The sequence below is a fragment of the Hanstruepera neustonica genome (genome assembly GCF_002895005.1).
In the GTDB taxonomy this organism is placed as follows: Bacteria; Bacteroidota; Bacteroidia; order Flavobacteriales; family Flavobacteriaceae; genus Hanstruepera; species Hanstruepera neustonica.
Genome location: NZ_POWF01000001.1, coordinates 377,757 through 390,393, shown reverse-complemented (window position 1 = coordinate 390,393; position 12,637 = coordinate 377,757). Strand labels below are relative to the sequence as shown.

7 protein-coding genes are annotated in these 12,637 nt (G+C 36.5%); 4 read left to right on the top strand and 3 right to left on the bottom strand.

The features are described 5' to 3' along the window. Position 1: 1 nt before the first annotated feature. Positions 2-1,840, bottom strand: coding sequence for a T9SS type B sorting domain-containing protein (locus C1T31_RS01780; RefSeq protein WP_123912614.1), 1,839 nt, complete (start codon positions 1,838-1,840; stop codon positions 2-4). Between the two features lie 257 nt (positions 1,841-2,097). On the opposite strand from C1T31_RS01780, the gene C1T31_RS01775 reads away from it, so the two are divergent. From C1T31_RS01775 to pbpC, 3 genes are all read left to right on the top strand, one after another. Further along, positions 2,098-7,674 carry an alpha-2-macroglobulin family protein gene (locus C1T31_RS01775; protein WP_103050740.1) on the top strand — a complete coding sequence of 1,859 codons (5,577 nt, stop codon included), beginning with the start codon at positions 2,098-2,100 and terminating at the stop codon, positions 7,672-7,674. Between the two features lie 3 nt (positions 7,675-7,677). Then, positions 7,678-8,016: an antibiotic biosynthesis monooxygenase family protein gene (locus tag C1T31_RS01770; protein WP_103050739.1), complete on the top strand. Its 339-nt coding sequence runs from the start codon at positions 7,678-7,680 to the stop codon at positions 8,014-8,016. Between the two features lie 87 nt (positions 8,017-8,103). After that, a complete protein-coding gene (pbpC, locus tag C1T31_RS01765) occupies positions 8,104-10,455 on the top strand; it encodes a penicillin-binding protein 1C (RefSeq protein ID WP_103050738.1) in 2,352 nt (783 codons plus the stop codon). Here the strand turns inward: pbpC and C1T31_RS01760 are convergent, their stop codons facing one another. Together C1T31_RS01760 and C1T31_RS01755 are read right to left on the bottom strand one after the other, a co-directional pair. Further along, positions 10,456-10,980 (bottom strand): YciI family protein, encoded by a 525-nt coding sequence (locus C1T31_RS01760; RefSeq protein ID WP_103050737.1) that lies wholly within the window; start codon positions 10,978-10,980, stop codon positions 10,456-10,458. 2 nt (positions 10,981-10,982) lie between these two features. Next, positions 10,983-11,450 carry a CYTH domain-containing protein gene (locus tag C1T31_RS01755; RefSeq protein WP_103051289.1) on the bottom strand — a complete coding sequence of 156 codons (468 nt, stop codon included), beginning with the start codon at positions 11,448-11,450 and terminating at the stop codon, positions 10,983-10,985. Positions 11,451-11,485: 35 nt separating this feature from the next. Here C1T31_RS01755 and dinB point away from each other — a divergent pair, with 35 nt between their 5' ends. Beyond that, on the top strand, positions 11,486-12,589 hold the full coding sequence (gene dinB, locus C1T31_RS01750; protein WP_103050736.1) for a DNA polymerase IV: 1,104 nt from the start codon (positions 11,486-11,488) through the stop codon (positions 12,587-12,589). The last annotated feature ends 48 nt before the right edge of the window (positions 12,590-12,637 follow it).

Sequence of the window (12,637 nt, the reverse complement as noted above, 5' to 3'; positions counted from 1 at the left end):
CTTAACGCTTAAGAGTAAAGTGTCCTTGAAAAACTTTGTCTTCTATTTTTATTAAATACCAATAATCAGCAGTTGGTAATTTTATGTTATTGAATGTTCCATCCCATGAGAAAGGTTGGTTTTTGGAACTTTTCAACAGTTTTCCATATCTATCGTAAATGTACACTTCAGAGAATTGATATGATTCTATCCCTTTTAAATCAAAGGTGTCATTAAAACCATCGTCATTGGGCGTCATAAAGAGCGGCACTTTAAAATGTAGATATACCATATTTGTAATACCACAACCATTATATTCTCTAACGTGAATGTTATAATAATCTCCAGGAATATTAGTAAAAACAGGACTAGATTGATAGCTATTGCCATCTAAAGAATATTCATAATCTCCTGAATTTAGCATAGTTATAAATATTGAATCCCCTTCCGAACGAATAGTTTCAATTACAGGTAAGTTTATTTGACTTAATGAGAATGTTTTAACACTTGAACATCCGTCAGAATTAGTTATAGTTACAGTATAATTACCTTCTTGATTTACAATAATGGATTCTGATGTTTCTCCAGTGTTCCAAAAATAAGTAGCATTTAAGACATTCGCATGCAACGTAATATTCTCACCTTCACAAAAAATTAAACTTTCATCAATTACTGTTGGCGGCAAACTAATGGTATAAGTTACAGGTGTTCTTGATGTTGAACTACAAAGTCCATTTTCCGATACAGCCTCTGCATAATATGTCCCCGAAACAGAAGTTTCTAATGTAAGGGCGTCTTCCGCAATTAAGTTACCTGCACTACTGCTGTCATACCAATTCACAGTTTCGCCATTCGGAACTGATACTGATAAAGTTTCAGACTCTCCATCACAAACGATAATATCACCATTACTCAAAGGAGGATTTGGATTTGTTACTATTTCAATTGTGAAAACATCAGAAATCACATTACACAAATCATTTGCTAAATTAATGGCATCTTCTGCCACAATAACACGATAATAAGTAGTTGAATTAATAAGTGGTGTTTGATAGGTGTCATTTGTTTCTCCTGCAATATCAGTCCAATTGACTCCGTCATTACTTTGTTGCCATTGATAAAAATGCGTGTCAAAAACTGAAAAATCTGGAATTGCCTGTAATGTTGAACTGTATGGCGTATCAGAACTGCACAATAAAACACTGGTGTTAGAAAAATTGTCTGCAATTGATATATAATCACCACAGGTTTTAAAAACAATATCATCAATTGCTAAATCGTTTCCACACCCTCCATTTCCATTATTGATCATCTTTAAAATAACAGATGATTGACCTATACTTGTCCGAAAAACCAAACCATACTCTTCCCAAATCGGGGAACTTGTCTCTTCAATGTCACCGGTATCTCCAGATGCCAGCAAGATAGAATCGGTACTATCCCAAATTTCAAACTTGACATTAATAGGTATCCCAGACTCACAAAATCCGTTTGGTTGCAAAAGATTTATAACCCAGGCCGAAAACTGATAAGTGGTACTTCCACATAAATCTGTAATTGTCGTTCTATAAAATTCTCCCGCGGTAAAATCAGCATTGACAATCAAACTTCTTCCATTAAAGTCACCTGGTGTATGATCTTGTGTGTCATGCCAATCGAACCAATTGGTGTTGCTGGAAATGGTGTAAAATCCATCATTGGGCTCTGAATCGGTATAAGTGTATGAAGTTGTTCCAACTGGGAGCGCAGGTCCATTCACTGATCCTGACCCAAAATCATCAAAGTAAATTGGTTCTCCTGAATTTCCACTACAAAAACTTAATTGGGCATACCCAAAATTCGTGTAGAAAAAAATAATCAAGCTTATTAAAACACTTCTGTATGTGTTAACTTTATGCACCTAACAAAAATAAGGAAACATCGTAAAAAAGGGCAGAATACATGCTATTATTGGATCATAATTATAACGCAATCGTTTTCGTGTATTATATTAATTTTAACTTTTATGAACAATTTAACATTTAGTGAAGACTAAAAATCAAAAATTGAGCGTAATTAATTCATAAGGAATTACCTACACTTCTTTTTTTTAAGTTCAATTTTTAAAACCATCAATCTATGCCATTTAAAAAGCTATTGGTTATTGCAGCAATATTTGTAATAGCCACATCATGTAAAAAAGAAGAAGTTGAAACCGATAATCTATTTAAGTTTAGAGACTACATTAGTTATACATCATCTGGTTTGACCTCGGTTTCAGATCCCATTCATATTAATTTAGCAAACGAAGTTGATGGTTGGGAAATGGGGCAGGAAATTACTGATGGCATCATCTCTATTTCACCTTATGTACAGGGTAAGTTAACAGTTGCCAACAAGCATACATTAATTTTTACTCCAGATGAACCTTTAGAGCCTGCAACAGAATATACGGTTTCGGTAAAACTAGACAAGATTTACAATAACATTCCAAAAGGGTTTGAAGATTATACCTTTCAGTTTAAAACCATAACACCAAATTTTAGTGTTGTTACCAACAACCTGCAGTCTTACAGTAAGGAATGGCAGTATTTAGAATCTGTTTTACGTTCGGCAGATGTGATTGCTTTAGAAGATGCCAAAAAATTGGTTGAAGCTTCGCAAAGCGGAGAAAATCTCTCTATCGTTTTTAATGAGGCTAGTGAGCATGCTAAAGTTTTTGAGTTTAAAATTGATAGTATCAACCGAAAAATTGAAGACAGCGACATTTTGGTAAAATGGAATGGAAAGCCTATAAAAGCAGACAATAAAGGGGAAAATAAAGTGCTTATTCCTGGCATCAACAACTTCACCATTGTTGATGTTGATGTTATTCAATCTCCAGAACAATATTTAACCATTAACTTTTCCGATCCTTTAAAAAAACAGCAAAATTTTGACGGATTGGTCACCATTCAAAATGTAAAAACCCCAAAATATATTGTTGATGGTAATCTCTTAAAAGTCTATCCAGACACAAAATTAGTTGGCAATATTCAAGTTGATGTGTTTCAAGGTATTTTAAACAAAGAAGGCTATAAACTTAAAAAACCGTTTTCTGAAAGTATTGCATTTGAAGAATTAAAACCACAGGTTCGCCTAATTAACAACGGAACCATTTTACCTAATTCTCAAGAATTAAAATTTAATTTTGAAGCTGTTAATTTAAGTGCTGTTGATGTACGCATCATCAAAATTTTTGAAGACAATATTCTGCAATTCCTTCAAGATAATAACCTTAATAGCAACAACCAATACAATATTAAAAAAGTTGGTCGTCGCATTGCAAAACAAACCATTCAACTGCAAACTGCTGCCGAAAATACTGGAAAATGGAAAGCCTACAGCATCGATTTATCCAACTATTTTAAGGCAGATCCAGGAGCAATTTATCGAGTGGAATTGAGCTTCAATAAAGATTATTCACTTTATGATTGCTCTGCTAATACATCGGTTACAAACACAGAAGATGATGAATACGACGATTACTACTACGCAGAAGACTATTATTACGAAGGCGATTACAACGAAACGCTTACTGAAGATGAAGAGTTAAAAGAGCAAGAATATTGGGACAACCTCACGTACAGGTACCGAAATTACACTTACAATTGGAACGAACGCGAAAACCCTTGCCACAAAGCGTATTACAACGAAAACCGTATTGTTTCTCAAAACTTATTAGCTTCAAATTTAGGCGTTATAGCCAAACAGAGTACAAACAATTCGTATTACTTTGCAGTTACAAACATTCTAAACACCAATCCTGAAGCCAATGCATCAGTAACGCTTTATAACTTTCAACAACAAGAAATCGCATCTTTATTTACCGACAAAGACGGACTCGTAACTATTGATTCCGAAAAACACGCGTCATTTGCCATTGTCACCAAAGGTGCTAATAAAACCTATGTAAAATTAGCTGATGGCAATTCGTTGTCGTTAAGCAAATTTGATGTTTCTGGAAACAAATTACAACGCGGACTTAAAGGCTATATTTATGGCGAACGTGGTGTGTGGCGACCTGGAGACACCCTGCATTTAACCTTTATGCTAAATGATATTGCCAATAAACTCCCAAAAGGCCATCCAATAAAATTGGAAATTACAGACCCTAACGGCAAATTAGTTTACAAAAACATCACTGCAGATAACCTTAACAATTTTTACACCTTTACTGTACCAACATCAACCGAAGATAAAACAGGAAATTACAACGCTAAAGTTTCTGTAGGCGGTGCAACCTTTCACAAAGGATTGAAAATTGAAACCGTAAAACCCAACCGATTAAAACTTAAAGTCGATTTTGAAAACGATATTTTAACCAGCAACAAGCCATTAAACGGAACTTTGGATGTGAAATGGCTTCATGGAGCTGCTGGCAAAAACTTAAAAGCTGAAGTCAAGGCAAAATTCAGCACATCATATTCTGGCTTTAAAAATTACAACGGTTACGTTTTCATTGACCCAACTCGTGAATTCAACACCGAGGAAATAAATGTGTTTGAAGGCAATGTAAATGCCGAAGGTTTAGCAAACATTAGCAAAAAATTGGAAGTTGGTAAAAATGCTCCAGGTATGCTGAACGTACAATTTTTGGTGCGTGCTTTTGAAAATGGCGGCGATTTTTCAATAGATGCTTTTACCAAACAATACGCACCTTACGAATCGTTTGTTGGATTGAAATCACCTAAAGGAAATGCTTACGGTTCGTTTTTTACAGATGAAAACCAAACCTTTGATGTGGTTGTGGTTGATAAAGATGGTAAACCTATTAAGCGTAACAATCTTGAAGTAAAAGTCTATAAAATTGAATGGCGTTGGTGGTGGAATTCCTCTTACGACAACCTATCGAGTTACGTGTCGAGCACCTACCACAGACCGTATTTAGACACCAAAGTAAATACCGATGCCAACGGAAAAGGCTCATTCAGCATAAAAATTCCAGACGATGAACGTGGTCGTTATCTCATTAGAGTGGTTGACCCAAAAAGTGGTCACGCCACAGGTCAAACCGCTTATTTCTACAAAAACTGGTGGCAAAAAGCACCATCAAACGATAAAGAAGCCGCCAAAATGTTAGTGTTTTCAGCCGATAAAGTACAATACAATGTGGGTGAAACGGCTAAAATTACCTTCAATTCGGGTAACGAAGGCCGTGCTTTGGTGAGCATAGAAAACGGCACAGAAGTTCTGGATTACAAATGGGTAAAAACCCAACAAGGTGAAACGGTTGTTGATATTCCTATAACTTCAGAAATGGCTCCTAATGTATTCATCAATATTTCACTGTTGCAACCACACGCTATTTCGGCAAACGATTTACCCATACGTTTATATGGCGTTATTCCTATTATGGTTGAAGACCCAAGCACAAAACTGGAACCACAACTAAAAATGCCTGATGTGTTGAAACCAGAACAGGAATTTAAAGTTTCGGTTTCAGAAAAAAACAACAAATCTATGACTTACACTATTGCGATGGTGGAAGAAGGTTTGCTCGACTTAACGCGTTTTAAAACCCCAAATGCTTGGGATGAATTTTACAAACGCGAAGCTTTGGGCGTAAAAACTTGGGATATTTTCGACGATGTTATTGGCGCATATTCTGGTAGCATCGACCGAGTATTTGCTATTGGTGGAGATGGCAGTGCTTTGGCAGGAAAAAACAAAAAAGCCAATCGTTTTAAACCAGTTGTAACCTATTTAGGACCTTTTGAATTGAAAGCAGGTGAGAACAAAACACATACTATAAAACTACCAAATTATATTGGTTCAGTGCGTACTATGGTGGTTGCTGGAGACAATACCAAAGAAGCTTACGGAAGCACCGACAAATCGGTTCAGGTGAAAAAACCGTTGATGGTGTTGGCATCGCTTCCGCGGAAATTAAGCCCTGGCGAAAAAGTAACCCTTCCTGTGACTGTTTTTGCGATGGAAAACAAAGTAAAAAACGTCAATATTAGTTTGAAGTTAAGCAATGGCATCTCTGTAGTTGGCGAACGAACCAAAACTATAGCTTTTGCAAAACCAGATGAGAAAATGGCGTATTTTGAACTCGATGTAAGCAAAGCAAAAGGCATTAACACGGTTGAAGTCATCGCCACAGGGAATGGTGAGAAATCGACTTATAAAGTTGAGTTGGATGTGATGAATCCAAATCCAATCACTTCAAAATCAATCGACAAATCTTTAGAAGCCAATGCAACACAAACATTAGAGTTTTCAACCTTTGGCATTCCAGGAACCAACAGCGCAATGGTAGAATTTTCAACCTTGCCACCAATGGATTTCACGCGCAGACTACAATATTTAATTCAATATCCTCATGGATGTTTGGAGCAAACTACTTCAGCTGTATTTCCGCAGTTATTCTTAAGTGATATTTTCGATTTAACTTATGATAAAAAGCAAAACATTCAATCCAATATTGAAAATGGGATTAAAAAACTAGCCCATTTTCAGCAGCCCAATGGCGGAATGAGTTATTGGATGGGAGAAAACACAACCAACGATTGGAGCACCAGTTATGCTGGACATTTTATGTTGGAAGCCGAAAAGAAAGGATATGCGTTGCCATTAACCTTCAAGAGCAATTGGTTAAACTATCAAAAACAAGCTGCCAGAGATTGGCGACCAAGTTATAGAACCTATAATTCCGATTTAGCACAAGCTTACAGATTGTATACTTTAGCTTTAGCTGGAGAACCAGATTTGGCAGCAATGAACCGTTTGCGTGAGTTTTCTGAAATTTCTAATGAAGCCAAATGGCGTTTAGCTGCTGCTTATGCTTTAGCAGGTCAAAAAGAAGCGAGTGAAAGCATTTCACAACGTGCCAATATTGATTTTCAACCACCTCAATACAACTATTACACTTACGGTTCGGTAGATAGAAATAGGGCCATGGCTTTAGAAACTATGGTCTTGACCAAAAACCCAAAACAACGTGAATTGGCACAATATATGGCCAAAGAATTGTCTGGAAATCGTTGGATGAGCACACAAACCACAGCCTATAGTTTATTAGCTATGGCAAAAATGGTAGAAGCCAATGGCGGAAAGGCTTTGAATGTAACTTACACTATAAACGGAAAAACCGAAACCATCAATTCTAAAAGTGCTATTGCACAACGTGAATTGAACGTTTTAGATGAAAAGAACGCCATGTCATTAACCAACAACATTGACAATGTGGTATATGTACGTGTGCTGAACTCTGGGAAATTACCTTTAGGTGAAGAAATTGCAGAACAACGCGGTTTAAGTATTTCAGTGCAATACAAAGATTTAAAAGGCAACCTAATTGACATTTCAAAGCTACAACAAGGACAGGATTTTGTGGCAACCGTTCGTGTAAGTAATCTTAAAAACGAAAACGTGAATGATGTGGCATTAACACAAATTTTTCCTTCAGGTTGGGAAATCGTCAATACACGTTTTACCGATTTTGGTGATACGACTACAAGTCAAGCACGTTATACCGACATAAGAGATGACCGTGTGAATTTCTATTTCGATTTAAACAAAAAAGGAAAACATGACACCAAAACCTTTAACGTCATGCTGAATGCTTCCTATTTAGGAACCTATTATTTACCGGGAATTCAAGCCGAAGCGATGTATGATAATGGATATTTAGTGAGAACTAAAGGGCAATGGATAACTGTTGAAAATTAGTTTATGAAAAAATATTTTAAACCCTATTACGCCGTCATTTTCACTTCAACTCAAAAAGAAACTATTGAAGGTTACACTGAAATGGCCAATAAAATGGAGACACTTGCAAAAACACAAGACGGTTTTTTAGGCATGGATAGTGCCAGAAACGACACTTCGACTGCGCTCAATGCAGGCGTTGGAATTACAGTGAGTTATTGGGAAAGTCTGGAAGCTATAAAAAACTGGAAACAGCATACCGAACATTTAGTAGCGCAACAAAAAGGTAGGCTAGATTGGTACAGTTGGTACAATGTGAAAATTTGCAAAGTAGAACGTGAGTATGAGTTTGGAGAAATATAACCAAAGCTGTCATTCCGCACTTGATGCGGAATCCAAATAAAATAGATTCTGTGTCGCAGCGCAGAATGACAAAATCTAGCACTTGATTTGAAACGCCTTTTATCTTACATAAAAAACAACAAAATAAAGTCAGTAGTGCTTTTTGTGTTACTGGTTGCCTACTATTTCTGTTTACCTAAACAATTGTTTAAAGATCCAACTGCAACGGTTATAACCAGTAAAAACGACGAATTACTAGGAGCTCAAATTGCCAAAGACGGTCAATGGCGATTTCCTCATAACGATAGTATTCCAGAGAAATTCAAAACCTGTATTATTCAGTTTGAGGATGAATATTTCTACAAACATCCTGGTTTTAATCCGGTTTCCATTTTTAAAGCTTTACGCAAAAATCTAAAATCTGATGGTATAAAACGCGGTGGAAGCACCATTTCGCAACAAGTCATCCGTTTATCCAGAAAAGGTGAAAATCGAACCTATTTTGAAAAAGCCATTGAAATTATTCTGGCTACACGCTTGGAATTACGAATTTCAAAAGATAAAATTCTTTCTTATTATAGCAGCAATGCACCTTTTGGTGGCAACGTAGTTGGGTTGGATGCTGCTTCGTGGCGCTATTTTAACAGAAATGCCAACGAGCTCTCTTGGGCTGAAAGTGCCACATTAGCGGTTTTACCTAATGCACCAAGTTTGATTTATCCAGGGAAAAACCAAGATCGCTTACTTAAAAAACGCAACCGTCTTTTAACAAAACTGCTTCAAAACCAAATTATTGATTCGTTAACTTATAATCTATCAATTGCAGAAAGTTTACCACAAAAACCGTATTCGTTACCTCAAATCGCACCTCATTTGTTGCAAAAAGTGGCTCAAAATTATTCCGGTAAACACATAAGAACAACCATCAACGCACCATTGCAGCAGCAGGTTAATCGTATTGTAAAAAGACATTACAATCAATTAAGTCAGAATGAAATTTACAATGCAGCCGTTTTGGTTTTAGATGTAAAAACCAGACAGGTTTTGGCTTATGTGGGCAATACGCCTACCGATAAATCCCATCAAAAAGATGTGGATATTATTGACAAACCTAGAAGTACAGGTAGTATTTTAAAACCCTTTTTATATGCTGCAATGCTTGATGCTGGCGATATTTTACCTAATACTTTAGTTGCCGATGTACCTACCCAATTTGGGAGTTACAATCCCGAGAATTACAACAAAACTTACGATGGTGCCATACCAGCAAGTAGAGCTTTGTCGCGTTCGTTGAACGTACCCTCGGTGAGGATGCTTCAAGAGTTTGGGTTGGATCGATTTCATCATTACTTAAAAACACTTCAGCTAAAAGATTTAAAATACAACGCCAATCATTACGGTTTATCGCTTATTCTTGGTGGTGCCGAAAGCAACCTTTGGGATTTATGCAAAAGCTACGCGGCATTATCTTCAACCCTAAATCATTTTTCTGAAACGTCGAGTGAATATTATTCCAACGAATTTTGTGAACCTACATTTTTAGCTTCGGAAACGGTTGACTTCGGAAAAAAAACCAGTGAAAAAACACTGTTTGATGCAGGCTCCATTTATCTCACTTACGAAAGTTTAAAAGAAGTCAACCGACCGGAAGGTGAAGAAAGTTGGGAGTTTTTTGATGGCTCAAAACAAATTGCTTGGAAAACAGGAACGAGTTTTGGCTTTCGTGACGCTTGGGCTATTGGTACAACAAAGGATTGCGTCGTTGGTATCTGGGTAGGAAATGCCGATGGCGAAGGCAGACCAGGTTTGGTTGGAGTACAAGCAGCAGCTCCTATTTTATTTGACGTGTTTGATGTATTGCCCAATAGCGACTGGTTTGCAAAACCTTTTGATGAAATGCAAGAGGTTACTATCTGTAAAAAAAGTGGTCATCGAGCATCGCCAAATTGTGATGATACTGAAAATAAATTCATTCAAATTAGCGGATTAAAAACACAACCTTGCCCTTATCATGTGTTAGTGCATTTGGATAAAAGCGAAACGTTTCAAGTGAATTCTTCCTGCGAAAGTATGAGCAATATCACGCATAAATCGTGGTTTGTATTACCCCCTTTGATGGCTTATTATTACAAAACCAAAAATCCGTTTTATAAACCGTTACCCAAATTTAGAAGTTACTGTTTGGGTGAAAACAGCATTTCAATGGCATTTATTTATCCGAAGGAAAACAACAGCATTTTTCTGCCAAAGGATTTTGACGGCACAACAAACGATTTAGTGCTCCAAATCGCACATTCTAAACCTGAAACTACGGTGTTCTGGTACATTAATGATAATTATTTGGGAAGCACTAAAGACATTCATGAATTGGCTATTATCCCAAAAAAAGGAAAACACCTAATTACTGTGGTAGACGAATTTGGCAATGAAGCTAAACGAAGTTTTACAATTTCGGAATAATTACCGCAAAGGAAACCCTTTCGCTGCCCACCATGGGTGTATTTCGATTACTAAACGACCAGCTTTTACCATTGGGTCCATATTGGCTAAACTATCTGCCATTTTTAACGTTGGCACGTTGTAAATAGTGATCCCACGAATCTCACCATCATCACCAAAAGGGCCAGAAATATCAGCATAACCTTCTTCGTACATGCGCCCTAAATGAGCCAAATGTTCGTTTTGAAGTTTGGTAGCTTCCTCTTCATTTTGAGAGCGAATTGGACCTGATTTTAAAAACGCTATAAAATATTGCTGCATTAAGACAGTGTCTTGAGTTTTTTCATCTACATAGTCAAAGGTTTGATAACCCTTTTCTGTAAGTTCAGCTTTAAGTGCTTTGGCTGATTTTATCGGTTCCCCTTTAAAGGTTTCAACAAAAACTGTATCCGTTTTAATAATAGTTTCTGTTTTTAAATCAGTTGGTTTATCTTCTTTACAACTAAATGCAAAAAGTAATAGTGTTATCAACAATATTTGTTTCATAGTTACCAAGTATTAAAAGGTTGTTTGCTTAATTGTGCATTGTAATATTTAACTTGTCCAGTGACTTCTTCTCCCAGCCACAAAGGTTTTTTAAAAATTTCAGTTTGATAATTCAATTCTATTTCGGCTACTACTAATCCACTGTTATCTCCAAAAAATTCATCGACTTCAAAAGTATGGTTTCCACAGATAATCTCATAACGCATTTTATCGATGACACCATCTTCACAAAGTTTCAATAGGTTTTGGGCATCAGTTTCTGAAATTTCTTTTTCCCATTCAAAACGAGATAGTCCATCTTCCGTTGATTTTCCTTTTACGGTTATAAATCCTTGCTGACCCTTTAAACGTACCCTAACTGTTCGTTCGGGATCTGTATTTAAAAACCCTTGGATAATACGGGTAGTGTTTTGAGCTTCTGATGTGTAAGCTTTTGATGTCACTAAAAATTTACGTTCAATCTCTATCATAAAAATAAAAGACATTTAATGTCTAAATTTACATCATGCCAAACGATTTACCAATTAGAAAAATTATTCATGTGGATATGGATGCCTTTTATGCTTCTGTAGAGCAGATGGACAATCCTGAATTAAAGGGTAAACCCATTGCTGTTGGCGGGAGTAGTAAACGAGGCGTAGTAAGTGCAGCTAGTTATGAAGCTCGTAAATTTGGTGTGCGAAGTGCCATGAGTGGCGTCAAAGCCAGACGCTTGTGCCCAGAATTATTCTTTGTAAGGCCACGTTTTGATAGATATCATGACATATCTAAAAAAATTCGTAAGATTTTTTATGATTATACCGATTTGGTAGAACCACTTTCTTTAGACGAAGCCTATTTGGACGTCACTAAAAACAAGAAAGGAAATCCCAGCGCAACACTTATTGCCAAAGAAATACGTGAACGCATTTTTAAAGATGTCGGATTAACAGCATCGGCTGGTATTTCGATTAATAAGTTTATAGCTAAAGTAGCCAGTGACTACAACAAACCTAACGGACAAAAAACGGTTAATCCAGAAGAGGTGCTTCAATTTTTAGAGGAATTAGACATTCGAAAATTTTATGGTGTTGGCAAAGTGACCGCTGAACGCATGTACCAAAAAGGAATCTTTACAGGCAAGGATTTAAAAAGCAAATCTTTGGAATACCTTGATGAGCATTTTGGCAAATCAGGTAGGTACTATTATTATGTAGTTCGTGGTATTCATACCAGTGACGTCAAACCAAATCGTACACGAAAATCATTGGCTGCAGAACGCACCTTTAGTGAAAATCTTTCTTCCGAAGTTTTTATGTTGGAAAAATTGGACCATATTGCTGAAGAAGTGTCCAGACGTTTACATAAAAGTACCGTTGCTGGAAAAACGGTGACCTTAAAAATTAAATACAGTGATTTCACGCTGCAAACCCGTAGCAAAACCTTACCCTATTTTATAAGCGATAAAAGCATTATTCTAGAAACCGCAAAGGACCTGCTATATCAAGAAAAGTTGCAAAACTCCGTGAGGCTTTTAGGTATTTCGCTCTCAAACCTTAACACTGAAAAAAAACCAAAACAAACAGAACCCCAAAAAGAAGTGAGTGTGCAATTGCAGTTTGAGTTTTAGTAGATGGGCTTTGTTAAAAAGTAGTCTATTTTTTTAAACTGCCAATAA